The organism is Zobellella denitrificans, assembly GCF_002407485.1.
GTDB classification, from domain to species: Bacteria; Pseudomonadota; Gammaproteobacteria; order Enterobacterales; family Aeromonadaceae; genus Oceanimonas; species Oceanimonas denitrificans.
The window spans coordinates 3325419-3350640 of sequence record NZ_CP012621.1 but is presented as its reverse complement, the minus strand read 5'-3'; the positions used below and the strand labels follow the sequence as shown (position 1 = coordinate 3350640).

26 protein-coding genes and 1 pseudogene are annotated in these 25222 nt (G+C 62.2%); 20 read left to right on the top strand and 7 right to left on the bottom strand.

Annotation, left to right across the window (positions count from 1 at the left end; translation table 11 throughout):
* Together dnaB and alr are read left to right on the top strand one after the other, a co-directional pair.
* A complete protein-coding gene (dnaB, locus tag AN401_RS15810; protein ID WP_094040120.1) occupies positions 1-1395 on the top strand; it encodes a replicative DNA helicase in 1395 nt (464 codons plus the stop codon).
* A gap of 9 nt (positions 1396-1404) precedes the next feature.
* Complete coding sequence (alr, locus tag AN401_RS15805) at positions 1405-2493, top strand: alanine racemase (protein WP_096779889.1); 1089 nt, start codon at positions 1405-1407, stop codon at positions 2491-2493.
* Between the two features lie 89 nt (positions 2494-2582).
* On the opposite strand, the gene AN401_RS15800 is transcribed toward alr, so the two are convergent.
* The 3 genes from AN401_RS15800 to zur all read right to left on the bottom strand — a co-directional run bounded on the left by AN401_RS15800 (position 2583) and on the right by zur (position 4223).
* Positions 2583-3461 (bottom strand): bile acid:sodium symporter family protein, encoded by an 879-nt coding sequence (locus AN401_RS15800; RefSeq protein ID WP_096779888.1) that lies wholly within the window; start codon positions 3459-3461, stop codon positions 2583-2585.
* Positions 3462-3528: 67 nt separating this feature from the next.
* Positions 3529-3735, bottom strand: coding sequence for a hypothetical protein (locus tag AN401_RS15795; protein ID WP_142995621.1), 207 nt, complete (start codon positions 3733-3735; stop codon positions 3529-3531).
* Positions 3736-3773: 38 nt separating this feature from the next.
* On the bottom strand, positions 3774-4223 hold the full coding sequence (gene zur, locus AN401_RS15790; protein WP_094040116.1) for a zinc uptake transcriptional repressor Zur: 450 nt from the start codon (positions 4221-4223) through the stop codon (positions 3774-3776).
* A gap of 92 nt (positions 4224-4315) precedes the next feature.
* On the opposite strand from zur, the gene AN401_RS15785 reads away from it, so the two are divergent.
* The 6 genes from AN401_RS15785 (at position 4316) to AN401_RS15770 (ending at position 10141) form a co-directional block, all read left to right on the top strand.
* A complete protein-coding gene (locus AN401_RS15785; RefSeq protein ID WP_096779887.1) occupies positions 4316-5431 on the top strand; it encodes a YcjF family protein in 1116 nt (371 codons plus the stop codon).
* Positions 5412-6905, top strand: a complete 1494-nt coding sequence (locus tag AN401_RS20335) for a GTPase family protein (protein ID WP_096779886.1) — start codon at positions 5412-5414, stop codon at positions 6903-6905. Before AN401_RS15785 ends, AN401_RS20335 begins: the two co-directional genes overlap by 20 nt.
* A 1107-nt stretch (positions 6906-8012) precedes the next feature.
* Positions 8013-8750 (top strand): hypothetical protein, encoded by a 738-nt coding sequence (locus tag AN401_RS19860; protein ID WP_157772294.1) that lies wholly within the window; start codon positions 8013-8015, stop codon positions 8748-8750.
* 69 nt (positions 8751-8819) lie between these two features.
* Positions 8820-9371, top strand: coding sequence for a hypothetical protein (locus AN401_RS15775; RefSeq protein WP_096779885.1), 552 nt, complete (start codon positions 8820-8822; stop codon positions 9369-9371).
* Between the two features lie 101 nt (positions 9372-9472).
* Positions 9473-9811 (top strand): hypothetical protein, encoded by a 339-nt coding sequence (locus tag AN401_RS19855; RefSeq protein ID WP_157772292.1) that lies wholly within the window; start codon positions 9473-9475, stop codon positions 9809-9811.
* A gap of 123 nt (positions 9812-9934) precedes the next feature.
* Positions 9935-10141 (top strand): type II toxin-antitoxin system HicB family antitoxin, encoded by a 207-nt coding sequence (locus AN401_RS15770; RefSeq protein WP_232513335.1) that lies wholly within the window; start codon positions 9935-9937, stop codon positions 10139-10141.
* Positions 10142-10145: 4 nt separating this feature from the next.
* Here the strand turns inward: AN401_RS15770 and AN401_RS15765 are convergent, their stop codons facing one another.
* Together AN401_RS15765 and AN401_RS15760 are read right to left on the bottom strand one after the other, a co-directional pair.
* Positions 10146-10676, bottom strand: coding sequence for an ogr/Delta-like zinc finger family protein (locus tag AN401_RS15765; RefSeq protein WP_096779884.1), 531 nt, complete (start codon positions 10674-10676; stop codon positions 10146-10148).
* 192 nt (positions 10677-10868) lie between these two features.
* Positions 10869-11820: pseudogene (locus tag AN401_RS15760) on the bottom strand (phage integrase); the annotation flags it as partial.
* 242 nt (positions 11821-12062) lie between these two features.
* Here AN401_RS15760 and AN401_RS15755 point away from each other — a divergent pair.
* Both AN401_RS15755 and AN401_RS15750 read left to right on the top strand, forming a co-directional pair.
* A complete protein-coding gene (locus tag AN401_RS15755) occupies positions 12063-12245 on the top strand; it encodes a type II toxin-antitoxin system HicA family toxin (protein ID WP_096779883.1) in 183 nt (60 codons plus the stop codon).
* Between the two features lie 44 nt (positions 12246-12289).
* Positions 12290-12736, top strand: a complete 447-nt coding sequence (locus AN401_RS15750; RefSeq protein ID WP_096779882.1) for a type II toxin-antitoxin system HicB family antitoxin — start codon at positions 12290-12292, stop codon at positions 12734-12736.
* Between the two features lie 120 nt (positions 12737-12856).
* Here AN401_RS15750 and AN401_RS15745 read toward each other — a convergent pair whose 3' ends face one another.
* On the bottom strand, positions 12857-13183 hold the full coding sequence (locus tag AN401_RS15745; protein ID WP_096779881.1) for a hypothetical protein: 327 nt from the start codon (positions 13181-13183) through the stop codon (positions 12857-12859).
* Positions 13184-13264: 81 nt separating this feature from the next.
* On the opposite strand from AN401_RS15745, the gene dusA reads away from it, so the two are divergent.
* From dusA to oxyR, 4 genes are all read left to right on the top strand, one after another.
* Positions 13265-14311, top strand: coding sequence for a tRNA dihydrouridine(20/20a) synthase DusA (gene dusA / locus AN401_RS15740; protein WP_096779880.1), 1047 nt, complete (start codon positions 13265-13267; stop codon positions 14309-14311).
* A 31-nt stretch (positions 14312-14342) separates the two neighbouring features.
* The gene (locus AN401_RS15735) at positions 14343-14582 is read left to right on the top strand and encodes a YdcH family protein (RefSeq protein WP_094040112.1); all 240 of its coding nucleotides are present in this window, start codon (positions 14343-14345) and stop codon (positions 14580-14582) included.
* Positions 14583-14751: 169 nt separating this feature from the next.
* Positions 14752-16200, top strand: coding sequence for a dihydrolipoyl dehydrogenase (locus AN401_RS15730; protein ID WP_096779879.1), 1449 nt, complete (start codon positions 14752-14754; stop codon positions 16198-16200).
* A 71-nt stretch (positions 16201-16271) separates the two neighbouring features.
* On the top strand, positions 16272-17165 hold the full coding sequence (gene oxyR / locus AN401_RS15725) for a DNA-binding transcriptional regulator OxyR (protein ID WP_094040110.1): 894 nt from the start codon (positions 16272-16274) through the stop codon (positions 17163-17165).
* 61 nt (positions 17166-17226) lie between these two features.
* Here oxyR and AN401_RS15720 read toward each other — a convergent pair whose 3' ends face one another.
* Positions 17227-19605 carry a penicillin-binding protein 1A gene (locus AN401_RS15720; protein ID WP_096779878.1) on the bottom strand — a complete coding sequence of 793 codons (2379 nt, stop codon included), beginning with the start codon at positions 19603-19605 and terminating at the stop codon, positions 17227-17229.
* Positions 19606-19805: 200 nt separating this feature from the next.
* Here AN401_RS15720 and pilM point away from each other — a divergent pair, with 200 nt between their 5' ends.
* The 6 genes from pilM to aroK all read left to right on the top strand — a co-directional run bounded on the left by pilM (position 19806) and on the right by aroK (position 25222).
* Positions 19806-20828 carry a type IV pilus assembly protein PilM gene (pilM, locus tag AN401_RS15715; protein ID WP_096780389.1) on the top strand — a complete coding sequence of 341 codons (1023 nt, stop codon included), beginning with the start codon at positions 19806-19808 and terminating at the stop codon, positions 20826-20828.
* Positions 20816-21376, top strand: coding sequence for a PilN domain-containing protein (locus AN401_RS15710; protein WP_096779877.1), 561 nt, complete (start codon positions 20816-20818; stop codon positions 21374-21376). The genes pilM and AN401_RS15710 overlap by 13 nt, the downstream gene beginning before the upstream one ends.
* Positions 21373-21954, top strand: coding sequence for a type IV pilus inner membrane component PilO (locus AN401_RS15705; protein WP_094040107.1), 582 nt, complete (start codon positions 21373-21375; stop codon positions 21952-21954). The genes AN401_RS15710 and AN401_RS15705 overlap by 4 nt, the downstream gene beginning before the upstream one ends.
* The gene (locus tag AN401_RS15700) at positions 21951-22463 is read left to right on the top strand and encodes a pilus assembly protein PilP (protein ID WP_094040106.1); all 513 of its coding nucleotides are present in this window, start codon (positions 21951-21953) and stop codon (positions 22461-22463) included. The genes AN401_RS15705 and AN401_RS15700 overlap by 4 nt, the downstream gene beginning before the upstream one ends.
* 36 nt (positions 22464-22499) lie before the next feature.
* Positions 22500-24527, top strand: coding sequence for a type IV pilus secretin PilQ (locus tag AN401_RS15695; protein ID WP_232513333.1), 2028 nt, complete (start codon positions 22500-22502; stop codon positions 24525-24527).
* Between the two features lie 176 nt (positions 24528-24703).
* Positions 24704-25222 (top strand): shikimate kinase AroK, encoded by a 519-nt coding sequence (gene aroK, locus AN401_RS15690; protein WP_094040104.1) that lies wholly within the window; start codon positions 24704-24706, stop codon positions 25220-25222.

Here is a 25222-nt window from a genome sequence, read left to right as displayed (position 1 = left end):
ATGACCGAAAAGACCGCCGCCAAGACCGACAAGGCCGTGGCCCAGCTCAAGATGCCGCCTCATTCCTTCGAAGCGGAGCAATCCGTGCTGGGCGGTCTGCTGCTGGACAACAACGCCTGGGACAGGGTGGCGGAGAAGGTGTCGGAGCCGGACTTCTACAGCCGGCCGCACCGGCTGATCTTCCAGGCCATGCAGCGGCTGAGTCAGGCCGGGCAGCCTATCGATCTGATCACGGTACAGGAAGAGCTGGAGCGGCACGAGGCGCTTGAGGCGGTGGGTGGCTTCTCCTACCTGGTGGAGATCGCCAAGAACACCCCCAGCGCCGCCAACATCGGCGCCTATGCGGACATAGTGCGCGAGCGGGCCGTGGTGCGGGAGATGATCTCGGTGGCCAACGAGATCGCCGAGGCCGGCTTCGATCCCCAGGGGCGCAGCTCCGCCGATCTGCTGGACCTGGCCGAGACCAAGGTGTTCAAGATCGCCGAGAGCCGCACCAGCGCCAACGACGGGCCCCAGCCGCTCAGGGTGCTGCTCGAAAAGACCATAGATCGCATAGAAGATCTGTTCAAGAATCCCCACCAGGGCATTACCGGGGTGTCCACCGGATACACGGATCTAGATAAAAAAACTGCCGGACTACAGTCTTCGGACCTGATTATAGTGGCGGCCCGACCCTCTATGGGTAAAACCACTTTTGCAATGAATCTTTGCGAGCATGCTGCACTAACAAACGACAAACCTGTGCTCATTTTCTCCTTGGAGATGCCTTCGGAGCAGATTATTATGCGGATGCTTGCCTCCCTGGGGCGTATCGATCAGACCCGCATACGCACCGGGCAGCTGGATGATGAAGACTGGGCCAGATTGTCCTCGACCATGGGCATGCTGCTGGAAAAAGGGCAGCTCTATATCGACGACTCTTCCGGCCTGACGCCGACCGAAGTCCGTTCCCGCGCCCGGCGCGTGGCGCGCGAGCACGGCGGCATCAGCATGATCATGGTGGACTACCTGCAATTGATGACGGTACCCAGCCTGTCCGACAACCGGACCCTCGAAATCGCCGAGATCTCCCGCTCGCTCAAGGCCCTGGCCAAGGAGCTGCAGGTGCCGGTGGTGGCCCTGTCCCAGCTCAACCGCAGCCTGGAGCAGCGCGCCGACAAGCGGCCGGTGAACTCGGATCTGCGGGAGTCGGGCTCCATCGAGCAGGACGCCGACCTTATCATGTTTATCTACCGGGACGAGGTCTACCACGACGACAGCCCGGACAAGGGCATCGCGGAAATCATCATCGGCAAGCAGCGTAACGGACCCATAGGCAAGGTGCGGCTGACGTTCCAGGGGCAGTTTTCCCGCTTCGACAACTACGCCGGACCGGATTTCGATGATGATTATTAAGGAGCAAAGATGGATGCAAGAGGGGCTGTGGCCCGCATCAATCTGGAGGCGGTCAGGCACAATCTGCGGGTAGCCAAACAGCTGGCCCCGGGTGCCAGGGCCATCGCCGTGGTCAAGGCCAATGCCTACGGCCATGGCGACCTGACGGTGGCCGCCGCCCTCAAGGACGAGGCCGAGCTGTTCGCGGTGGCCCGCTTCGAGGAAGCGCAAAAGCTGCGGGCCGGCGGTATCCGCCAGCCGATACTGCTGCTGGAAGGTTTTTTCAACGTCGCCCAGCTGGAATACGCGGCCCGGCACGACTTTCACATCTGCATTCACCAGTTTGCCCAGCTCGAGGCCCTGGAGCGCACGCCCCTGGCCAGGCCGGTCACCGTCTGGGTGAAGATCGACTCGGGCATGCACCGGGTGGGCTTCGCCCCCGAGCAGGCCGACGAGGTATTCGCCCGCCTGGCGCAGGTGGCCGCCGTGCTGCAGCCGGTCAACGCCATGACCCACTTCGCCCGGGCCGACGAGCCGGAGCAGCGTGCCGTGACCGAGGCCCAGATCGCCCGCTTCCAGCAGGTGACCAAGGGCCGGGTGAAGGCCACCGCCCTGTGCAACTCCGCCGGCGTCATCGCCTTTCCCGAGGCCCATGCCGACTATGTCCGCCCGGGCATCATGCTGTACGGCATTACCCCCTTCGGCGACCGGCAGGGCAGCGACTTCGGCCTGCGTCCGGCGATGGACTTCACCACCACCCTGATCGCGGTGCGCGAGCACAAGGCCGGCGAGCCGGTGGGCTATGCCGGCTCCTGGGTCAGCCCGCGGGATACCCGCATCGGGGTGATAGCCGTGGGCTACGGCGACGGCTACCCGCGCATGGCGCCTCCCGGCACCCCGGTGCTGGTGAACGGCCGGCGGGTGCCCCTGGCGGGCCGGGTGTCCATGGACATGGCCACCATCGATCTGGGGCCGGACGCCACCGACAAGGTAGGCGACGAGGTGCTGCTGTGGGGCCAGGGCCTGGCGGCGGAAGAGGTGGCCCGCCATGTGGGCACCATCGCCTACGAACTGGTCACCCGCATGACCGCCCGGCCGAGGCTGGAATATATCGGTTGATAATGGACGGCCAGGCCATGCCTGTGGCACAGACGACGTTGTCCTCAAGCTGAGACAAGGCCGGTCCCGCAAGGGACCGGCCTTGTCGTTTATCGTGCGCTCAGCACCGCCATCCGTCCCCGGCGGCGGAACCAGGCCAGCAGCGCCAGGGCGGGGATGTTCATCAGGATGCCGTAGAGCAGGGCCAGCATCGCCAGGGCGTCCGAGCCGAGCTGGGTGTAGGCCACCAGTATGGCGGTGGCGCCGTTCTGGATGCCCACCTCGAAGGCCAGGCTGCGGCAGCTCGCCTCCGGACACTGGGCCAGGCGGGCGACCAGGTAGCCGCAGGCCAGGGCCAGAGTGCACAGCAGCAGCATGGCCAGGGCCGCGGTGCTGAACAGGGAAGGCAGTTGCTTGAGGTTGCGCGCCACCAGCGCCAGCAGCACCAGCATAAATAAAAAGCTCACCCCCTGCTTCAGCCTCGGCTGGTGGCACTCGACCCAGCGCCGGTATCGTCCCCGAATGGCCATGCCGACCAGCACCGGCACTATGCAGATCAACGCCAACTGGGCCATGGTACTGCCCAGGGGCAGGGCCAGCTCACTGCCGCCCTGGCCCAGCCAGTGCAACTGGGTGGCCACCGCCAGCGGCATCCAGAAAGGCGCCAGCAGGCCGACGAAGGCGGTCAGACTGACCGACAGGGCGGTGTCGCCCTCGGCCAGGAAGCTGAACATGTTGGAGGTGGCCCCGCCGGGGGCGGCGGCCACCAGGATGACGGCGGCGGCGATCAGTGGCGGCAGCGCCAGGGCCCAGATCAGCAGCCAGGCCAGCAGCGGCAGCAATAGCCATTGCATCCCCAGGCCCAGCAGCAGCGGAGTCGGCATTCGCAACAGGCGGGTGAAGTGGCGGGGTTCCAGGGTCATGCCCATTACCAGCGTCATCAGCGCCAGCATCAGGGGCAGAAACAGGGTGGTCAGCAGCTCGGCCATGGTGGAGTACCGGAAATAAAGAATGGCGGAATACTACCATAGTAGTATTCCGCCATTCTGATCCCGATCAGCTTCCCGGGCCGCGGCGGTGGATAAATTCCTCCTTGGCCGGGTTCCACTTCAGGTAATACCAGGGAGCTTCGGCGCGCCAACTGGGAAAGGTGATTTCAACCTGGTTGTCTTCGTACTTGTATAGCGAGGTACTCAGCTTCACCTCGCTCAGCAGCAGCAAAACCAGCACCAGCAGCAACAACCCTTTGAGCAAGGCAGCCATGTTCCATCCCCTCGGCGGATCCGGATGCCTAAACTATATCAGCTGGCGGCGGTTTCCGCCCGGCATGAACGGCAGCGGCCGTGGGCCTCGATGGACTGGCTGGTGATGGCGAAGCCGTGCAGCTCGGCCTGCTGGCGGAAGGCCTGGTTGATGGCCTCGTCGTGCAGCTCGATGACCAGGCCGCACCGATCGCAGATCAGCAGCTGCATGGGATGGTGTTCGGCGAAGTGATCGCAGAACAGGAAGGCGTTGAGGGATTCCACCTTGTGCACGAAGCCCTGGGACAACAGAAAGTCCAGGGCCCGGTAGACGGTGGGGGGCTTGGCGCTGGGCTCCAGCTCCTTGAGCCGATCCAGCAGTTCATAGGCGCTGACCGCGCCCTTGTGTTCGGCCATCAGGGTAAACACATGGCGGCGGGTGGGGGTAAAGCGCACCCCGCGCTGCGCGCATAAACGTTCGGCTTGCTCCAACTGGCGTTGCACGGTCATAGAAAACGGATATCCTGAAGTTCTTTGCGGGCATCTTAGCACAGGCGCGGCCGCCTTGGCTGCGACCGGACGCAAAGTCAGCGAGGAGCCATATGACCGGGGATCTGTTCAAACGCCTCTACACCGCCCTGTCGCCGGAGCCCAATCCGGCGCTGAGCCCGGCCTTCCGGGCCCGCCAGACGCAGTTGCCCACCCTCTGGCTGCTGGGCAAGACGGGGGCGGGCAAGTCTTCCCTGATCCGGGCCCTGACCGGCGACAGCGCGGTCGAGATCGGCAACGGCTTTCGTCCCTGTACCCGTACCGCCGCCGGCTACGATTTCCCCGCCGCCCGGCCGGTGCTGCGTTTTCTCGACACCCGTGGCCTGGGCGAGGCGGGTTACGATCCGGCGGAGGACATCCGTGCCTGCCAGGGCCGCAGCCATGCGCTGCTGGCGCTGGTGCGGGCCGACGACCCCGAGCAAGGCGCCCTGCTCAAGGCCCTGGCGGACATCCGTCGCCAGGGTGGCATCGGCCAGTTGCTGGCGGTGCACACCGGCCTCGGGCTGGTGGGCGATCCCCGCCAGCGCGGGCAGGCGGTGGCCCGGCATCAGCAGTTGCTGGAGCAGGCCTGGGGACAGCCCCTGGCCCGGGTCGAGCTGGATCTGCCGGCCCAGGGCGAGGCGCTCGGCCTCGAGGCCTTGCTGGCGCAACTGGCCGACGTGCTGCCGATAGCACGGCAGCTGCTCGAGCACCGCCAGCACCGGGATCGGGAGCAGCACAACTTCGCCCTGTTGCGCCGAGAACTGCTCTGGTACGCGGGCGCCGCCGGCGCCTGCGACGCCCTGCCGGCGGTGGGCCTGGTGGCGGTGCCCGGCATCCAGGGCAAGCTGCTGCACAGCCTGGCGGCCCACTACGGCCTGGAGTGGGACCGGCGGCGCTTCGCCGAGTTCGCCGCCGCCCTGGGCGGCGGCTTCGCGCTCCACTACCTGTCCCGCCTGGGCGCACGCCAGCTGATCAAGTTCATTCCCGTTTATGGCCAGACCCTGGGGGCCACCACCGCCGCCGCCATGAGTTTTGCCACCACCTATGCCCTGGGGCGGGCCGCCTGCAAGTACCTGTATCACCTGAGCCGGGGCGAGGAGGTGGTGGCCGGCGACATCAGGGCCAGCTTCGATCAGGCGATGCAGGACATCAGGAGCACGGCCGAACATGAAACCCATCGTCACTAGTTTCCGGCTGCTGCGCAGGCAGTTGCCCGGCCTGCCCTGGTGGCTGCTGCTGGGCGGCGCCCTGCCGGTAGTAGTGCTCAGCCTGCTGGGCGCGCTCTACCTGTTCGAACGCGGCGCCTGGGGCTGGTTCTTGCTGTTGCTGCTGCTGGCCTGCCTGCCTCTGCTGCTGCTACGCCGGAAACCGCTGCCGGCCCTGGCGGACTGGCAGCCCGAGCCGGATGGCCAGTGGTCGGCCTTCGAGCGGGAAATCTGGCAGCGGGCCCTGGCTTTGGGGCGGGAGCGGCTGGCCCGGGAGCCGGAATGGGCGAGGCTGCGGGAACACGGCCTGGCCCTGTTCCGCCAGGTGGCGGCCGATTATCACCCCGCGGACAGGGAGGCCGAGCTGGCCTTCACCCTGCCCGAGCTGCTGCTGCTGACCGAGGAGGTGAGCCGGCGCTATCGCCGCTTCCTGCTGGAGCATGTGCCCTATGTGGAGCAGCTGCGGCTGGACCGGCTGCATGGCCTCTACCGGCAGCGGGACCGGCTGCGCGCCGCCAGGCGCTGGTACGACGCCTATCGCTGGTTGCGGCTGCTGACTCCCGAGGGCTGGGTGGCGGCAGGCCGGGATCGGATACTGGGCGAGCTGTTCGAGGGCATGAGCGAGCAATTGCAATTGCAGCTCAAGCAGGCCCTGCTGGCGGAGGTGGCGGCGGTGGCCATCGATCTCTATGGCGGCCGCTTCCGGCTTGCCGAGCGGGAGCTGCCGCCGGATCCCCGCCTGGCGGAAGACGAGCGGGATCTGGCCGACGGCCCGGCCCCGCTGCGGGTGCTGCTGGTGGGCCAGCCCAACGCGGGCAAGTCATCCCTGATCAACGCCCTGCTCGGGCGCACTGTGGCGGAGGTGAGCGCCCTGCCCAGCACCGCGCGCAAGCGGGTCTACCGTTATCAACTGGAGGGGATCCCGCTGCTGCACCTGGTCGACACCCCCGGCATCGCCACCCCGGAGGCGAGCGAGGACTGGCTGGTACGGCAGATGGCGGACAGCGATCTGGTGCTCTGGCTGCTGAAGGCCAACCAGCCGGCCCGGCAGGCGGATCTGGCCCTGAAGCAGGCGTTCGACGCCCATCTCGCCCGACCAGAGCAGCGTGGCCGCCGGGCGCCGGCCCTGCTGGCCCTGGTCAACCAGGTGGATCTGCTGCCCCCGGTCGCGGCCCCGCCCGGGGATCCGGCCAAGGCCGCGATCATCCGGGAGGCGCTGGACTACAACCGCGAGTTGCTGGGCGCGGACGCGGCCCTGGCCCTGAGCCTGGCGCCAGGACAACCGCCGCAAGGGCTGGAGGCCCTGCTGGAGCGGCTGATCGCCGCCCACGACGACGCCATCCAGACCCAGCTTGGCCGCCGCCGGCAGGGGGCTTCAAATCCAGCCTTCAACGAGCAGCTGGCCCGCTTGCGCCGCCTGGGCCGGCAGATGTGGGGCCTGTACCGGGACGGCTGAGGCCTCCCCATGGGCGCGGTTTTGCGCTATACTCCGCCGCTTAATTTTTGTACTGACGACCGGTGCCCATGACGCAAGACTCCCCGACCAGAACCTCCTCCTTTGCCAGCGGCCGCTTCTCCGTCGCCCCCATGCTCGATGGGGCAGATTTTTAACTAACCTATTGTTTTTATTGTGGTGATAAATTCCTTGGGATACTTATGGATCACCAAGGATCTGATTAAGCGTACTTTCTGGCCCCTGCCACCGCCGGACTCTCCGCCCGTTCCCGGGCCTCCTGCCGTAGGCCGAGCTGGGCTTGCGATATACTTCCCCACGACCAAAAGCATTCTACTCGGCACCTTTCGGCAAAGCTCGGTTTGGCAGGGCGCGATAACGCCTTGTATCGCCTGATGCATCAGTGATCGCGTAGCGGACTTGTCCCGGCCTGTAGCTTCGCAGGGTCTCCATGGGCTCCGCCCATACCCGCCAGAGCGGAGCCCTGGACCCTCATATTGAATCCAGGGCCTGGTAGCCGGCAATATCACGTCGAGCTGAAGGGGCCCTCGATGATCCAAGCGCATTAACTCTAGCCTGGCTCAGTCGCGGCCGGGGCTCTATGCTGCACACCGGGGCCCGTCTTCCATTCGGCGGCCTGTAGCGTCATAATGCAAAAGTTTCATATGATGCCAATCTACTGAAAGATAGCAACTTCACAGGGACGAGGAGAGGCAAGGTCGCCCACAAGACCCGGGCGGTAGCGTGCCTATTGCAGGAAATTATGCTGATCCTGGTTGTATAAAAAGCATCTTAAAATACTGGCTTTATATACAGTATATTTTGCGTTTCTCGGCTTGGATGCACAAATTGTCGCGGCCTGATGCGCGCATACAACCAACAAATTTGATGAAGCCATTAATTATCAATAAGTTGAAGTGCAACACAAAGTAGATACTGCGCATGGCGCATGCATCAATATGCGCATGCGCGTTTTTGCCGGTGTGGAATCCCGTCTCCAATAGAAAAATTAAGCTTAATCATTGCCTTAAGTTATATTTTAAGAGAGCGTGCATGAGTGTATATGTGCATGCACAGTATTAAAAATGTTATGCACTAGGAGCAAAGCTCGTGCCGTATGAACCAACACTTAAAGGCAACCCTCAGCAACTAACCGTTGAGCAACACTTTCATACGGCCCACGCCATCAGCAAGTTCTATAACGAAGCAGAAAAGGTTCAGGTTAAATTAATCGCCACCCAAGAAATAGTTGAGCGGCATAAACGGGCCAAAATTTTTTGCACAAAAAGAGCATGGGATGAAAGAGCTGAAAAAGGCTACATGGCAGCCATAGAAAAAGAATTTCATAATCAAATAGACAACATCAGTGACTACTCTTCGAGGAGTCACGAGTCGATTTCACGATACTTTTTATTGTGGCGCTTACGCTTCACTTACCACAACAACCCAAACCAAGACATTATACTGAACGGCATGGCCGGGTCTGGTCTAGCAAAAGAGCAAGAAGAGATCCTAGAAAGCAAATGGGCCATGTTCACCCGCGAAAATGGAGTAGTCCCATCCCGCTTCAGTGCATCCTTACAAATACAGATAGAGTTAGATCGCGCTTGGGAAGCATATAGTAATTTGAAATGGGGGCTGCTTGAGGCGAGTGATTTTGAGTTTTTAGTCGCTGATGGCTACGACGACCTTACGTTCATGCCCATAGCTCCTAATCTTGCATTTGCTGCTGGCGTTGTAGACCAAAAAATATCTAAAGAAAAGGTTTCCGAACTTAATAATTGCTCGCTAGCCAAAGCAACCGAATATGTCTTTGCTCGGGATTTTTCGGTGTGTCCTATTGCATAACAGCTGGTTCAATTCGCTTTTTAGCTTGGCGGTTGATTGACAGGTTACATTCACAGGGTGTGACGATACATGGATTGGGAAACTGTATTTAAATTCATAACGGCCTCTACTGCCTCTATTGGTATTGGAGGCGCAGTAATTTTTGGCCTGTCATCGTGGCTGGGCAAGGTCTGGGCAAATCGAATTCTTGTTGACCAGACACATGAATTAGCATCTGCTCTCGAAAAAACAAAACGAGACTTAGATCTAATTAAAGAAACTACCCTCCGATATCAGAATGATAAAATTATTACATATCGTGCAACTATTGATGTTATTTCTCGAATGCTCTCTTCTTTTGATGCCCATGAAATGGGGCGGCTTCAGCAGCATGAAGCAGGTAGTCGCTTTGATGAGTTTAACGAGCAAAGAATGAGGCTGTATGGCTACCTTGCGATGCTTGCGCCACAATCAGTAATGGATGCGCAGGATAAGCTCATAGATCATCTATTGAAAATATCTAATGGAACAGAAAGGTACGTATGGAGTGACGTTCGAGCGTTAGCACTTGATATGCTAAATGAAGTCCGGAAAGATATTGGCATAGATAAGAGTCCAATAGTATATAACGGTGATTTGTGAATATAGATAATCAATCAGCGAAAGCCCTTCTGGTGCGGTTCTTGAAAAGCCTTCGCTTTTTTGTCTGTCATTGAAAAGTTAACCTCACAAAGGAGTTTAGAGTGAGCAGAAAGATGGATTACATATATGATGTTTCAGAGGGATGGGTATATTCTGAAGCTGTATTTGAAGAGGTTCTAGGTCAAGGTTACTCATCGGACCATGCCGAAGCTATCAAAGCCGCTGGATATGCTGAGAATCAATTCGAGAAAGTGAACAAACCTGCGTTAATAATTGAACACTATAAGGGAAGTTTTGATTCAAAATTTCCGTATCTCCTGTCAGTATCTGATGAGGTTGATGTCAATCTTGTGCTAATTCCAAATTTTATTAGCTTGCAAAAGTGTATCTCTGAACTTTTCTATTCTAATAAAACTTACCTTGCCGCCACAAAAAGTTAACAAGTTGCAGCACTTCAGCCGTTACTCGGCTCGGGCTTATATAAGCTACGCTTATATCGTCCGGTGTGCAAAGCGTTGACGGTATCAAGGGGCAGGGGGGCGGGGCCACGTCATTACCGGCAGATGGAAGACTATAACCATTGTGATGACTGGTTACTGCTGGATGTGGATTTAACCGAATCTATGGGCAAGCCAAAGCGGATTAACGTCAGCCTGCCGGGTGGTATTATTCAGCTGATTGATACCCGGGTGAAGTCACCGGTGTTGGCATCATTCAGTGACTTCAGTTCCCAGGCTTACGCTTTGCTGCACTGCAGCCTGAGCGTGTGACATGTCACTTTGACCGCCTGACAATCCTGGGGAAGCTCGGTTCGGCTTCTATAACAGGCGGCAACTCTTTCTTCAGTCTCTCCACCAACTCTTCCCGTTCTGCCGGGGGCATGCTGCTGATCAGCCTGAACACCTCGCTATCCCGGATGGGTAGCTGAGAGGGTGCCAGGTCGTGCGAATACCCGACAGATTCAACCCAGCGGTGCCCGCACAAAACCTCGCTGCAGCTGATATAAAGCTCGGCGTAATCGGCGGAAATTCGGTGGTTTTTCGTGATGGTAGCCTTTGCCCCACAGGCGCGGCAGGTAAAGCGCATCTTTCCCCCCAATAATTTCAAAAGTGAAATTTTCCAGCCCGGCATAAAAATGGGCCAATCCCTTGCCCTGCCTGGCTTTATGCAATGTTTATTTCTGGCCAGATAAAACATTGGAATGTGAAATACACCCACGTAAACGGCCGGAGAGGCAGAGCCGGCACGGCTTTGGGATCCTTGCCGGATCCAGCGCGGCCCCGCCGTAATTTCATTTTTCTTCAAAAAAGATCATTCGTTGAAATTCCGCTTTCCCGGCCATGAGCCCAGTCATGGCACGGCTTGGCGGGCTGCATTGCACTCCCGCAGAATTTCATAATTTTTATGACGTAAAGCGCGAAGGCGGGCGCGGAGGAGCGCGGTTTCCGTGGCGCGTTCGTTTACGTCGTGGCTTCCTCCTGGCGATCCTCTGTGCCATCACTGCAGCCCGGCCGCCGCCAGTGGGTTCATCTTCACGGCGTCTTCGAGGTGGTCGGGGGCGAAGTGGGCATAGCGCATGGTCATGTTGATGGTGGAGTGACCCAGTATCTTCTGCAGCACCAGGATATTGACGCCGTTCATCATGAAGTGGCTGTGCAAAGGTATGGCGCAGAACGTGGGTGCACTGACCCTCGGGCAAGGTGATCTCCGCCTTGTCCAGGGCCACCTCGAACGCCCGGTAGCAGTCGCCGAACAGCCGGCCCCTTCGCCTGGGGAGCTGGGCGAACAGCTCCCGGCTGATTGGAATGGTGCGGTTTTTCTTGCCCTTGGTACGGGTGAAGGTGACCCGGTGCGGGGATACCTGGGACTGCTGCAGTTCCTCCACCTCTGACCAACGGGCACCGGTGGCCAGGCACAGCTTGACCACCAGCAGCAGATCCGGGTTGCTGCTCTCGGCGCAGGCGTTGAGCAGCAGCTTTAGCTCCTCCTCGTACAAAAACGCCAGCTCGCTGTCGGCCACCTTGAAGGCTCGCAGCCCGTCCAGCGGGTTCTCGCCCTGCCATTCGCCCAGGCGTTTCAGCTCGTTGAACACCGCCCGCAGGTAGGAATGCTCCCGGTTGATGGTGCTGGGGCTGACGCCCTTTCCTTCCTGCAGGGTAGAGCGGAGGTTGGGGGCCTGGCCGGAAAGCCGCGCCTCACGGTAGGCGGCAAAATCCCGGGTGGTGAAGGTGGTGGCTAGGGGATTGCCCAGGGCCTCGCACAGGTTGACCAGCTTGGTCCGGCGCCGCTCGCCATCGTTCAGGCTCTGCCCGTGCAGGTTAAACCAGGTATTCACCAGATCCAGCAGCCGGCGATCATCGGTTTCCGCCAGATATTCACCCATCCAGGGGCGGCCCTGTTCCGGCTCCAGGGCGAAACGCTTGAACGCCAGGGCCTGGCCCTTGGTGGCATCCGGGGCGGCCTCGATGTATTCATCGAGCGGCAGATCGCCAGCCAGCACGGCCAAGGCCTGGCGGTTCAGCCGGCGTTGCTGCAGCTGCTCCCGGTCCCGGTCTTCTACCCATGTGCTCCGGCCGGCCGGCGCCGGCGGCCGGTCAAACCGGGGGCGGTGAGCGCCCTCTTTGTTTCTTCCTGTTTTTGATTTTGTGTGTATTAGTGTGTATATTGATGGCACTTGATTAGGAGGTTCTAATGACGTCAGGCGACCTGATCAAGGAATTGAAGGCCGCCGGCTGCGAACTCAAACGGCAGGGCAAGGGGAGCCACGAGATCTGGTATTCGCCAATCACGGGCAAGACGTTTCCAGTCCCCCACCCGAAGAAATCGTTGCCGGTCGGAACCATCAAGTCCATTAAGAAAGCGGCGGGGATCTAATCCCCCCGCTCCTTGGGCCTGACACGGATTTAGCGGAGGTGCTTATGTTGTTTTCAGTCGGTGTTGAATATCCGTCGCATGACGGGGAGGCGCTCGGCCTGGTGGTGCCTGCGCTCTGCAATGATGATTATGCCTGCTTCAGCGCTGCCGACAGTGAAGAGCAGGTGAAGTCCATGGCCACCGAGGCGATTGCCATGGTGATCGAGGAAATGGTCAGTAATGGGGCTGGCATCGATAGCATCAAGGATCTGGGCCCGCGCCATTATCGACAGCTGGAGGACTACAACCACTGCGATGGTTGGTTGCTGCTGGACGTGGATCTGACCGAGTTTATGGGCAAGCCCAAGCGTATCAACGTCAGTTTGCCGGATGGCCTGATCCAGCTGATTGACTCCAGGGTAAAGGCTTCACAGGGGCAATATCGGGACCGTAGTCACTTCCTGGCCGTGGCCAGCCGACATGAACTGGAAGATCGCGGCACCTTGAGTTGATCAACACCCTCTTACCGGCATACGCTGTCCCCCCAGCGCTAACACCACCAACCAGCTGGCGCGCTTCTATCATCGGGGGCAAAAGAGAATTTTCTGAGGGGGCGCGGTAAGCGCCCCTGTTTATTGCTGCAGCTTCGATATATCGCTGCCGGCCAGCAGGTTGAGCACATACCCCTTGGTTCTACCTATCGTCTTGGCAATGTCTGGGTCTTGCTGATACATGGCGATCAGCTCCCGAATGGTCGGCACCTCCGGTGCCTGCCCAGGGATCCTCTGGGTCTCGATATGTGACATCATCGCCTTGCCCCAGGTGCGGGCATCGGTCGATTTCCCGAAGGTACGGGACTCCTGATACACTATCGCTTTATCTTTTTTGACGCGCACTATGCAGTGGTAGCGTATGACACCCGCCGCCGTTTTGCGCTTCTCCACTGTAAAACTGGCCATGCTCTTTCCATCAGGTATCCCATGTGTGTGGGATACTCAGTGGGATGCCATAGCCTGAAAAATACCAGAGAACAATGTGAAATGACCGAGATTGTAAGAGATTCAAATTCAAGGAAAAACCAGAGCGAAGCCGCTACGGCCGGCGGTTTCAGCTCTGGCAGGTTTTCTGTCGCCCCCATGCTGGACTGGACCGACCGCCACTGCCGCTATTTCCACCGGCTGATGAGCCGCCATGCCCAGCTCTATACCGAGATGGTCACCACCGGCGCCATACTGCACGGCAAGGGCGACTACCTGGCGTTCAGTCCCGAGGAGCATCCCCTGGTGCTGCAGCTGGGCGGCAGCGATCCGGCGGCCCTGGCCCGGTGCGCGGTGTTGGCCGAGCAGCGCGGCTACGACGAACTCAACCTCAACGTGGGCTGCCCCTCGGATCGGGTGCAAAACGGCATGTTCGGCGCCTGCCTGATGGCCGAGCCGGCCCTGGTGGCCGAGTGCGTGGCGGCGATGAAGGCCGAGGTGGCCATACCGGTCACGGTGAAGACCCGCATCGGCATCGACGAGCAGGACAGCTACGGTTTTCTTTGCACCCTGGTGGAGCGGCTGATCGAGGCGGGCACCGACAGCCTGATAGTGCACGCACGCAAGGCCTGGCTGAAGGGGCTGAGCCCGCGGGAAAACCGGGAGATCCCCCCCCTCGACTACGAGCGGGTCTACCGGCTCAAGCGGGACTACCCCGGCCTGACCATCGCCATCAACGGCGGCATCAAGAGCCTGGACGAGGCCAGGGTGCACCTCGAACACCTGGACGGCGTCATGCTCGGCCGCGAGGTGTACCAGAACCCCTACCTGCTGGCAGAGGTGGACGCGGCCCTGTTCAACGACGGCCGCGAGGTCCCCAGCCGCCACCAGGTGATCCGCAACCTGCTGCCCTACATCGAGCGGGAGCTGGGCCGGGGCACCTATCTCGGCAACATCACCCGCCATACCCTGGGCATTTTCCAGGGGCTGCCGGGGGCCCGGGCCTGGCGCCGCCACCTGAGCGAGAACGCCCACAGGCCCGGCGCCGGCACCGAGGTGGTGGAGGCGGCCCTGGCCAAGGTACCGGAGGCCGTGGTCGACTATAGTTAAGGCATCCTCAGCCAACAAAGGAGCCAAGCCCATGGGAAACCACGCCTTGACCATCGAATTTCCGGAGTACGTGGACAAGATAGACGAGTTGAAACAGCAGGATGCGGAGTTCGCCCGGATGGCAAACGAGTATCACAAGCTGGACCACCAGATAGCGGGGCTGGAGTCCCGGAACATGCCGGTGGCGGACGAACACTTCGAAGAGCTGAAGATGCAGCGACTGCGGCTGAAGGATCAAATCTACAAGCGGTTGCTCAACGGCCAGGGGTAAGCGAGCGCGGAAAGGTGTCGGTGTGGGCTCCTTTCCGCTTTTTAATGGTCCCTGCCTGTCAATTCCATTTTCTGGTCTCGACGGCAGCGACGAACTGGCAGAGCATTTAGCATAAGCTAATATAAGGGGCGCAAGCCCCTTTTCTCATCCAGCCCCATGGAGAGCCGCCATGAACGTGATCAAGACCCGGGTCGCCATCATCGGCGCCGGTACCGCCGGCCTCGCCGCCTGGCGTGCCGCCCGCGCCCACCGGCAGGAGGTGGTACTGATCGAGGGGGGCGCTTACGGCACCACCTGCGCCCGGGTCGGCTGCATGCCCTCCAAGCTGCTGATTGCCGCCGCCGACTGCGCCCACCAGCTGGAGCGGGCCCCGACCTTCGGCATCCACCCGGGGCAGGTGCAGATCCGCGGCCGGGAGGTGATGGCCAGGGTCAGGGGCGAACGGGATCGCTTCGTGGGGCTGGTGAATGCTTCGGTCGAGTCCATTCCCGTCGAACTCCGGCTGCGGGGGCGCGCCCGCTTGGTGGACGCACACAGCCTGATGGTGGACGATCACACCCGTATCGAGGCCGATGCCCTGGTGATCGCCACCGGCTCCCGGCCGTCCTTTCCCGCCGACTGGCGGCGGCTTGGCGACCGTCTGGTGGTCAGCGACGAAGTGTTCGAATGGCAACAACTGCCCGGCTCGGTGGCGGTGTTCGGTCCGGGCGTCATCGGTCTGGAGCTGGGCCAGGCCCTGCACCGGTTGGGGGTGAAAACCTGGATGTTCGGCATGGGCGGCCAGGTCGGCCCCCTGACCGATCCCGAGGTCATGGGCTACGCCGCCGGGTGCTTGCGGAAAGCGTTTTTTCTGGACGCGGATGCCCGGATCGGCCGCATGGAGCGGCAGGGGCAGGGGGTGGAAATCGACTTTCTCGATGCCGAGGGAGTGAACCAGCGGATCCGGGTGGATTATGTGCTCGCCGCCACCGGTCGCCGGCCCAATGTGGACGGCCTGGGGCTGGAGCGGCTCGGCATGGCGCTGGACGACAGGGGCGTGCCGCTGGCCGATCCCTATACCCTGCAGACCAGCCTGCCCCACATCTTCGTGGCCGGCGACGCCAGCAACCAGCTGCCGCTGCTGCACGAGGCCAACGACCAGGGGCGCATCGCCGGTGACAATGCGGGCCGCTTTCCCGAGGTGCGGGCCGGCCTGCGCCACAGCCGGCTGTCGGTGGTGTTTACCGATCCCCAACTGGCCATGGTGGGCGCCGATTACCGCGAGCTGGAACGGCGCTACGGCGGCTGCGACTGCTTCGCCATCGGCCGGGCCTCCTTCGAGGATCAGGGCCGCAGCCGGGTCATGCTGCGTCACCAGGGGCTGTTGCGCGTCTATGGCGAGCAGGGCAGCGGCCTCTTTCTCGGCGCCGAGATGATGGCCCCGGAAGCCGAGCACCTGGCACACCTGCTGGCCTGGGCGCACCAGAGCCGGATGACGGTGGCCCAGATGCTCGCCATGCCCTTCTATCACCCGGTGGTGGAGGAAGGGCTGAGAACCGCCCTGCGCGATCTCCATGCCAGGCTGCATCTGGGGCCTGCCCTCGGCGATCGCTGCATGGAGTGCGGGGTAGGGGACTGAGGCTGGACCTTCCTATTTGCCGCCGGATGGGTGACTATTGCTCCCCAAAAGTGACGAATAACGGTGAAAGCGTGAATTTAAGGGATCTCGAATACCTGGTGGCCCTGGCCGAGGAGCGTCATTTCCGCAAGGCGGCGGAAAAATGCTTCGTCAGCCAGCCCACCCTGAGCGGCCAGCTGCGCAAGCTGGAGGACGAACTGGGGGTGCTGCTGATGGAGCGCACTTCCCGCAAGGTGCTGTTCACCCCGGCGGGGGAGGCCATTACCGCCCAGGCCCGGCGGGTGCTGGCGGCCACCAAGGAGCTCAGGGATATCGCCCGCACCTTCACCGAACCCATGTCGGGGGAGCTGCATATCGGGCTGATCCCGACGGTGGGCCCCTATCTGCTGCCCCATATTATTCCCGCCCTCAAGCGGCACTTTCCCGAGCTGCATATCTACCTGTACGAGGCCCAGACCCAGACGCTGCTGAAACAGCTGGCGGACGGAGAACTGGACTGCCTGATCCTGGCCCAACTCGACAACATGGACAGCTTCGGTGCCCTGCCGCTGTACGAGGAGCCGATGATGCTGGCCCTGCCGGCGGAGCATCCCTGGGCCGGGCGGGCGCGGATCAGCCTGGGGGAGCTGAAAGGTGAAAAACTGCTGATGCTGGAAGACGGCCACTGCCTGCGGGATCAGGCCCTGGGCTTCTGCTTTGCGGCCGGCATCGGCGAGGATACCCACTTCCAGGCCACCAGCCTGGAAACCCTGCGCAACATGGTGGCGGCGGGCTCGGGGCTGACCCTGATCCCCCGGCTCGCCATCGGCTCCCATAACGGCGGCCTGGGCGTCAGCTACCTGCCGGTGACGGATCCCGAGCCCAGCCGTACCATCGCCCTGCTGTACCGCATCCATTCGGTGCGCCGGCCCTGCTTCAACGAGATGGCCAAGGTCATCGGCAAGCTGGTCAAGGAGCTGCTGTAGGCGGGCATCAAAAAGGGGCCGGAGTCATACTCCGGCCCCTTTGCTTTCTGGCCCGCGCTGCTCAGAACAGCTCGTCGGTAATGCTGGTGCCGCCGAATTGCTGGCTGTTGCCGGCCCGGCCGTAGCGCCTGGGCTCGGTGCCTTGCACGAAGTATTCCGCCAGGCCCTGGCCATCGGCCCGCAGGCCGCTGCCGCTGTCGATGGTCACGGTCACCAGGTTTTCCGGTACCCGCCGCTGTTGTTCCGGATGTTCCTGGAGCGCGACCTTCATATAGTCGATCCAGATGGGCAGGGCGGCGCTGCCGCCGAACTCGCCACCGGTCACCTGATCCGCGCCCAGGTTGGGGTTGTGGGCGGTTCGGCCCAGGGGACGGCCGAAGTCGTCGAAGCCGACCCAGGCGGTGGCCACCCGGGCGGGGGCATATCCGGAAAACCAGGCATCGCGGGAATCGTTGGTGGTGCCGGTCTTGCCGGCGATATCCTTGCGCTCCAGTGCCCGGCCGGCGCGCCAGCCGGTGCCGTTCCACCGCCGCCCGGCACTGTTGCCGCCCCAGATGGCGGAGCTCAGGGCCTCGGTGATCAGGAAGGCGTTCTCTTCGCTGATCACCCGCTGGCTGCCGGGCTGGGCCTGGTACAGCACCTGGCCCTGGGCGTCCTCGATACGCTGCACCACGAAGGGGGTGACCTTGAGACCACCGTTGGCGAAGGTGGCGTAACCGGTCACCATCTCCAGCGGGGTGGCGGAAGGCGAACCCAGCGCCAGGCTCTCGGTGGCCGGGATGCTGGCGGTATTGAAGCCGAAGTCGTTCAGCCTCTGCATGGTAGTCGGAATGCCGGTCTCGCGCAGCAGGCGGATGGAGACCACGTTCTTGGATCTGGCCAGGGCTTCACGCACCCGGATGGGGCCGTCGTAGACGTTGGGGGAGTTGCGCGGCCGCCAGGAGCTGCCGCTGCCGGCGTCCCAGTGGTTGATGGGGGCGTCGTTGACCATGCTGGCCAGGGTGAAGCCATTGTCCAGGGCGGCGGAGTAGATAAAGGGCTTGATGTTGGAGCCCATCTGCCGTGCCGCCTGCTCGGAGCGGTTGAACTTGTTGAGGGTGAAGTTGAAGCCGCCGACCAGGGCGGTGACGGCGCCGCTGGCGGGCTCCAGCGCCACCAGGGCGCCGTTGATCTCCGGCAACTGGGCCAGCATCCAGCCCTCGCCCTGGGGGCGTACCCAGACTTGTTCGCCGGCCTTGAGGATGTCGCCGGCGCGGCGCGGGGCATTGCCCTGGCGGCTGTCGGAGATGTAAGGGCGCGCCCACTTGAGGCCATTCCAGTCGAGCCGGATTTCGCCCTTGCCCTTGACGATGACGGTGGCCTCGCGCTCGGCCACGGCGGTGACCACGGCGGGCTCCAGCGGCCAGTAGGAGGGCTGCTCCTCGAGGTGCTGGCGGATTTGCTCTCCTTCCCAGGCATTGCCCTGCCACAGGGTGTCGGCCGGTCCGCGGTAACCGTGGCGCAGATCATAGGCCAGCAGGCCATTGACCAGCGCCTCGTTGGCGGCCCGTTGCTCGTCCGACTGCACAGTGGTGTAGACGTTCAGCCCCCGGGTGTAGGTTTCCTCGCCGAACATGGCCAGCGCGAACTGGTGCGCCATCTCCGCCAGATAGGGGGCATTGAGGGTGATTTCGGCACCGTGGTAGCGGGCCGCCACCGGCGCGGCCATGGCGTCTTCATACTGGGAGCGGCTGATCTTGCCGGTGTCCAGCATCCGTCCCAGCACCACGGCCCGGCGTTCGCCGGCGCGGCGGGGATTGCTGATCGGGTTGAGCACCGAGGGCGCCTGGGGCAGGCCGGCGATCATCGCCATTTCCGCCAGGGTCAGCTCATGCACGCTCTTGCCGTAGTAAACCTGGGCCGCGGCGGCGACCCCGTGGGAACGGTGGCCCAGGGGGATCTTGTTGAGGTAGAGCTCGAGGATCTCGTCCTTAGTCAGCAGGGTTTCGATATGCAGGGCGAGGAAGATCTCCTTTACCTTGCGGATCACGGTTTTTTCCCGGCTCAGGAAGAAGTTCCTGGCCACCTGCTGGGTGATGGTGCTGGCGCCCTGGCGTTTTTCACCGGTGCTCAGCCAGACCACCGCCGCCCGGCTGATGCCGATGGGATCGATGCCCGGATGCTCGTAGAAACGGGCGTCCTCGGTGGCGAGGAAGGCGTCGATCAGCAATGGCGGCATCTCGGCCACGGCGATGGGAGTGCGCCTTTGCTCCCCGTACTGGGAAATCAGCTCGCCGTCCTGGCTGAAGACACGCATGGGGGTTTCCAGGCGCACGTCCTTGAGGGTGGAAACATCCGGCAGTTCCGTTCTGATCTGTTGATACAGCACGAAGAGGGCGACCAGGGCGCTGATCGTCAGGAAAAGGCCGAATAAAAACAGGCGAGAGAGCCACTTGAGCATTGAATGAGGACCCGATAAATCATTTTTTAACCAACAGCGCTCAAGTATATCCTGTGTCGCCACCCTTGTTCGAGCGCTTTGTTTTTGTACCGCAATCATTTCATCGACTTGGCGCAGTCCGTCTATCCTTACAGGGACCTATAACAACAAGCGCACGGATGCCTATGTTGAGCCTGAGCAGAAGCAGGGACTTCCAGTGGATGGTGGGAATCGATTTCGGGGTGTGCAGCATCAAGGCCGTGGTGCTCAGGGGCAAGCCGGGCCATTACCAGCTGGAGGCCCTGGCCAGGGTGCCCACGCCCCGGGGCAGCATCGTCGATCACCAGTTGCAGGACGTGGCCCAGGTGGTGATGGCGCTGCGCCAGCTGCGGCGCCAGCTCAACTGCCGCTGTGACAACGCCGCCACCGCCGTCACCGGCAGCAGCGTCATCACCAAGGTGATACTGGTGCCGCGCAACCTGTCTGCGGAAGAGCTGGAAAACCAGGTACTGATAGAAGCCGAGCAGCACATTCCCTTTCCGCTGGACGAGATCAGCCTGGACTACGAAAGCCTGGGGGTGAGTGCCAACCATCCCGAGCGGGAAAACATCCTGCTCAGCGCCGCCCGCACCGAAACCATCAGCACCCGGCTGAGCGCCCTGCAGCAGGCGGGCTGGCATACCCGGGTGGTGGATATCGGCGTGCATGCCCTGGCCCGGGCGGTCAATGCCTGCCTGGCCGCTGACAATACCCATGCCAGAATGCTGGCGCTGGTGGATATCGGGGCCGAGTGCCTGACCTTTGCGGTCATTGAAGAGGGCGAGGTGATCCACAGTCGGTTGCAGAACTTCGGCGGCGCCCACTTCACCCGGGAACTCTGCAAGCTCACCGAGATGCCGGAAGAGAGCGTCGAACAGGCCAAGATAGCCAGCACCCTGCCCGAGGCGCTGCGTCACGACACCGAGCAGCAGCACATCACCACGGTGTTGCAGCATATTCGCCGCAACATCCAGCTGTTCTGCAGCAGTTCGGGCCACAAGCCGCCCTCCGCCCTCTTCCTCAGCGGTGGCGGCAGTTGCTTGCCGGAGCTGGCCAAGGTGCTGGAGCAGGAGCTGAGCATGCCGGTGTTGCGGCCGGACTTCGACCGCCTGTTCGAGGGGCACGCTGCCTCCTGCCCCGATGCGGCCAGCTACATGACGGCCCTGGGGCTGGCACTGAGGAGTTTCACCCCATGTCCAATATAAACCTGCTGCCCTGGCGGGACGCGGTCCGGGCCGGGCAGAAAAAACAGTTTCTGATCTGGCTGACCCTGGCTTGCGTGGTGACGGTGGCGGTGATGCTGGCGGTCAACAGCTGGGTGCACCAACAGATCGCACGGCAACAGGAGCGCAACCAGTTGCTGCAGACCGAAACGGCCAGGCTGGACCTGGTGCTGGGCGAGATCCGTCATATCAAGACCCAGCGGGCCCAGTTGCTGGAACGGATGCTGCTGATCGAGAGCTTTCAGCAAAGGCGCAACCTTTCTGTGCGGCTGTTCAACCAGTTGCCCGAGCTGGTGCCGCCCGGTGTTTACCTGAGTTCGGTCAATGTGGCCGGCAGCAGCATCGACGTGGTGGGCAAGACCGAAGCCTATACCCGGGTGGCCAGCATGATCCGCCAGATAGAAGACAGCGGCTGGCTGACGGAGCCCAGGGTCAGCTCCATTTTTGCCAGCGACACCCGGCCCATCGCCCTTAGCCAGTTCTCCATGCTGTTCAGGATCGCTGACGCCACGGCGGGGGGGACGCGATGAACTGGCAGCAGGTCAATGAACTGGACTTCGACAACATCGGCCAGTGGCCCAGGGCGGCCAAGGTTATCGCCATCCTTCTGGTGTGCGCCCTGCTGGCCGGGGCCGTCGGCTATTTCTTTATCAAGGACAGCCTGGCCCGGCTGGATCGGACCCGGGCCCAGGAGCAGCAGCTCAGGGCCGCCTTCGAGGAGAAGGCCCGCCAGGCGGCGGGGCTGCCGGCCTACCAGGAACAACTGGCGGCGTTGCAAAAACAGCTGGAGACCCAGCTGCGCAAGTTGCCCAACAGCCTGGAGATTGCCGGCCTGCTCGACGACATCAGCTTTATCGCCACCGATAACGGCCTTCACCTGGAGCGCATCAACTGGGAGCCGGAGAAGCGCGGCGAGTTTTCCACCGAGTTGCCGATGCGCATCGTGGTCAGCGGCGACTACCACCAGCTCGGCCACTTCGTGGCCGATGTGGCGGCGCTGCCCCGCATCGTCATCATCGACAGCTTCACCCTGTCCCGCAGCGGCGGCGGGCTGAACATGAGCATGCTGGCCAAGACCTACAAGTACAACAAGGCGGAGGCGCCATGAGGAGGTTTTGTCTGCTGGGGGTGCTGCTGCTGACGGCCTGCATCGACGACAGCGATCTGAACCGCTATGTGGCTGAGGTGAAGGCCCGGCCGGCCGTGCCGCCGGATCCCCTGCCCGAGATGAACGACTATGTGCCCGAAGCCTACCGCCCCGGATCCCAGCGCAGTCCTTTTGTCGAGCCGCAACCGGAACGGCCGGCGTCGCCCCAGGCCGCGGCAACGGCCTGCGCCCAGCCGCAACTGCCAGCTTCCAGGGGCGAACTGGAGCAGTATTCGCTCGACAACCTCTCGTTCAGGGGCACCCTCGGCGATGGCCAGGGACTATGGGCGCTGATCCGCACCCAGGACGGCATCACCCACAGGGTTGGCATGGGACAGCGCCTGGGCCTGAACCACGGCGAGGTGGTCGGCATCACCGGCAATGAACTGACCCTGAAGGAGTATATTTCCGACGGCAAGGGCTGTTGGGACAGCCGGGAAACCCGGCTGACATTATCCAGAACACAATAATAAGAGCGGCAGGAGTGCGTTATGGTGAGACAGGGAATGACGAAGCGGCTGGGCTGGCTGGTCCTGGGCCTGCTGCTGTGCGGACGGGGCTGGGCCGCCGTCAGCCTGGAGCAGATCAGGGTCAATCCCCTGACGGGGGACCAGCTGGTGCTGGAGCTGGAATTCGATGCGCCGCCGTCCGGGGTCACCGAGCTGATGCGCCACCAGCCGGACCGGCTGGTGCTGCAGATACCCGATGCCCGCTCCGCCCTGCGGGAGAACCCGATCCCCATAGAGCGGCAGGGGATCAATGTGGTGGACGTGCGCCGGGTGGGGCCCAACCTGGAGGTGGCGCTGGGCTTCGACCGGGTGCAGCCCCACCGGCTGCAGGCCGAGGGCAATCGCCTGCAACTGCTGCTGGGCGCCGGGGTCGGCGGCACCGGCAGCGACGGCGCCTCGTTGCCGCCGGGTGCCATCAACGCCATCACCGGCATCGATTTCCGCCGGGGACGGGAAGGCCAGGGCCAGGTACTGGTGAGTCTCGAGCGCTCCAGCGCCGCCGTGGACATGCAGGTCAGCGGCAACCAAGTGATCGCCAAGTTTCACAACACCCATGTGGCCGACGAACTGCTGCGGGTGCTGGACGTCAATGATTTCGCCACCCCGGCCGGCCGGATCAGGACCAGCCGCGACGGCGGCAGTGCCCTGGTGACGGTGGAAAACAACGGGGCCTTCGACTATCGCTACGATCAGTCCGAGCGGCTGTTCGTGCTGGAGGTGGCCAGGCCGGCGCCGGCGAGTTCCGGGGAGGAACGCCGTCGCTATACCGGCAAGCCCATTTCCATGAACTTCCAGGATATTCCGGTGCGCACCGTGCTGCAGCTGATCGCCGACTTCAACAACTTCAACCTGGTTACCACCGACTCGGTGCAGGGCAACATCACCCTGCGCCTGGACGGCGTGCCCTGGGAGCAGGCGCTGGACACCATATTGCAGGTGCGAGGTCTCGACAAGCGGCTGGACGGCAATATCCTGCTGGTGGCGCCGGCGGCGGAGCTGGCGGGCCAGGAGCGGCAGCAGCTGGAAAACCGCCAGGCCCAGGAGGTGCTGGCCCCCCTGGTCACCGAGTTCCTGCAGGTGAACTATGCCAAGGCGGCGGAGGTGGTGGCCCTGCTCACCAACGAAAGCACCCGGCTGCTGAGCGAACGGGGCGCCATCGCCGTGGACGAGCGGACCAACACCCTGGTGCTGAAAGACACCCGGGAAAGCATCGACAATATCCGGCGGATGCTGGCGTTGCTTGATATCCCCATCAAACAGGTGGTGATAGAGGCGCGGATGGTCACTATCGATGATGGTTTCGAAGAGGCCTTCGGGGTGCGCTGGGGTAGTCTCAAACCGGTTGATGGAATGGGGCCCGGCAACCCAGGAAACTTCAGCGGGCGCCTGGAGGGATTAACCAACAGGGATCCTGTGACCGGCTTTACCGCTAATAATCTCAACGTCAACCTGCCGGTGGCCGGGGCGGCGGGCAGTATCGCCTTTCAGATAGCCAAGCTCGACGGCGGCCGTATCCTGGATCTGGAACTGTCGGCCCTGGAGCGGGAAAACCGGGCCGAGATCATCGCCAGCCCCAGGGTGACCACCTCCAACCAGAAGCCGGCCCTGATCGAGCAGGGCACCCAGATCCCCTTTTCCTCCTCCAGCGACAGCGGCACCCAGGTGGAGTTCAAGGATGCCGTGCTCAGCCTCAAGGTGACGCCCCAGATCACCCCCGACAACAGGGTGGTACTGGATCTGACCGTCACCCAGGACTCCATCGGCGAGCGTATTCCCCAGGCGACGGGCGGGGAGGCGGTGGCCATCAACACCCAGTCGATCACCACCCAGGTGCTGGTCAACGACGGGGAAACCCTGGTGCTGGGGGGCATCTTCCAGCAGAACATCACCCGCAACGTGACCAAGGTACCGGTGCTGGGCGATATTCCGGTGGTGGGCAACCTGTTCAAGACCACCCGGGACAACAACAGCAAGCGCGAGTTGATTATCTTCGTCACCCCCCGTATCGTGCACGACAGTATCTGAGTGTCGGGCCGGGTCCGCTGGCTCGGCTCTGTTTGACCCCGAAAGCGGCGTTGCCCTTGCCAGCGTCCGGCGCAGTTGCGATAATCCGGCGTCCAATTTCAGAACGTTAAGGTTAGGTTCATCGTCGACCCTGCGGTGTTCGTGGGGCGCATTTGTTTGTGAGAATTTCGTGTAACATGGCTGAGAAACGCAATATCTTCCTAGTAGGGCCCATGGGTGCGGGCAAGAGCACCATCGGTAAATACCTGGCGCAACAACTGCATATGGACTTCTACGACTCCGATCAGGAGATTGAGCGTCGAACCGGTGCCGATATCAGCTGGGTGTTTGATGTAGAGGGTGAAGAAGGCTTCCGCCAGCGCGAAGAAAAGGTGATCAACGACCTGAGCGAATTGCAGGGCATCGTCCTGGCCACCGGAGGCGGCTCGGTCAAGAGCAAGGAAAGCCGCAACCGGCTGTCGGCCCGGGGCATAGTGGTCTACCTGGAAACGCCGGTGGAGAAACAGCTGGCCCGGGTGCAGAAAGACAAGCGCCGTCCGCTGCTGCAGACCGAGGAGCCGCCCCAGGACGTACTGGAGCGCCTCGCCGCCGAGCGCAACGAACTCTACCTGGAAATTGCCGACTATGTGGTGCGCACCGACGAGCAGAGTGCTAAATTGGTTGCCAATCAAATAGTTGAACTGATCGGCCTGTAA

Coding starts and splice junctions, on each gene's coding strand:
- dnaB (WP_094040120.1), top strand. CDS start 1: ATGACCGAAAAGACCGCCGCCAAGACCGACAAGGCCGTGGCCCAGCTC.
- alr (WP_096779889.1), top strand. CDS start 1,405: ATGGATGCAAGAGGGGCTGTGGCCCGCATCAATCTGGAGGCGGTCAGG.
- AN401_RS15800 (WP_096779888.1), bottom strand. CDS start 3,461: ATGGCCGAGCTGCTGACCACCCTGTTTCTGCCCCTGATGCTGGCGCTG.
- AN401_RS15795 (WP_142995621.1), bottom strand. CDS start 3,735: ATGGCTGCCTTGCTCAAAGGGTTGTTGCTGCTGGTGCTGGTTTTGCTG.
- zur (WP_094040116.1), bottom strand. CDS start 4,223: ATGACCGTGCAACGCCAGTTGGAGCAAGCCGAACGTTTATGCGCGCAG.
- AN401_RS15785 (WP_096779887.1), top strand. CDS start 4,316: ATGACCGGGGATCTGTTCAAACGCCTCTACACCGCCCTGTCGCCGGAG.
- AN401_RS20335 (WP_096779886.1), top strand. CDS start 5,412: ATGAAACCCATCGTCACTAGTTTCCGGCTGCTGCGCAGGCAGTTGCCC.
- AN401_RS15775 (WP_096779885.1), top strand. CDS start 8,820: ATGGATTGGGAAACTGTATTTAAATTCATAACGGCCTCTACTGCCTCT.
- AN401_RS15770 (WP_232513335.1), top strand. CDS start 9,935: ATGGAAGACTATAACCATTGTGATGACTGGTTACTGCTGGATGTGGAT.
- AN401_RS15755 (WP_096779883.1), top strand. CDS start 12,063: ATGACGTCAGGCGACCTGATCAAGGAATTGAAGGCCGCCGGCTGCGAA.
- AN401_RS15750 (WP_096779882.1), top strand. CDS start 12,290: ATGTTGTTTTCAGTCGGTGTTGAATATCCGTCGCATGACGGGGAGGCG.
- AN401_RS15745 (WP_096779881.1), bottom strand. CDS start 13,183: ATGGCCAGTTTTACAGTGGAGAAGCGCAAAACGGCGGCGGGTGTCATA.
- dusA (WP_096779880.1), top strand. CDS start 13,265: ATGACCGAGATTGTAAGAGATTCAAATTCAAGGAAAAACCAGAGCGAA.
- AN401_RS15735 (WP_094040112.1), top strand. CDS start 14,343: ATGGGAAACCACGCCTTGACCATCGAATTTCCGGAGTACGTGGACAAG.
- AN401_RS15730 (WP_096779879.1), top strand. CDS start 14,752: ATGAACGTGATCAAGACCCGGGTCGCCATCATCGGCGCCGGTACCGCC.
- AN401_RS15720 (WP_096779878.1), bottom strand. CDS start 19,605: ATGCTCAAGTGGCTCTCTCGCCTGTTTTTATTCGGCCTTTTCCTGACG.
- pilM (WP_096780389.1), top strand. CDS start 19,806: ATGGTGGGAATCGATTTCGGGGTGTGCAGCATCAAGGCCGTGGTGCTC.
- AN401_RS15710 (WP_096779877.1), top strand. CDS start 20,816: ATGTCCAATATAAACCTGCTGCCCTGGCGGGACGCGGTCCGGGCCGGG.
- AN401_RS15705 (WP_094040107.1), top strand. CDS start 21,373: ATGAACTGGCAGCAGGTCAATGAACTGGACTTCGACAACATCGGCCAG.
- AN401_RS15700 (WP_094040106.1), top strand. CDS start 21,951: ATGAGGAGGTTTTGTCTGCTGGGGGTGCTGCTGCTGACGGCCTGCATC.
- AN401_RS15695 (WP_232513333.1), top strand. CDS start 22,500: ATGACGAAGCGGCTGGGCTGGCTGGTCCTGGGCCTGCTGCTGTGCGGA.
- aroK (WP_094040104.1), top strand. CDS start 24,704: ATGGCTGAGAAACGCAATATCTTCCTAGTAGGGCCCATGGGTGCGGGC.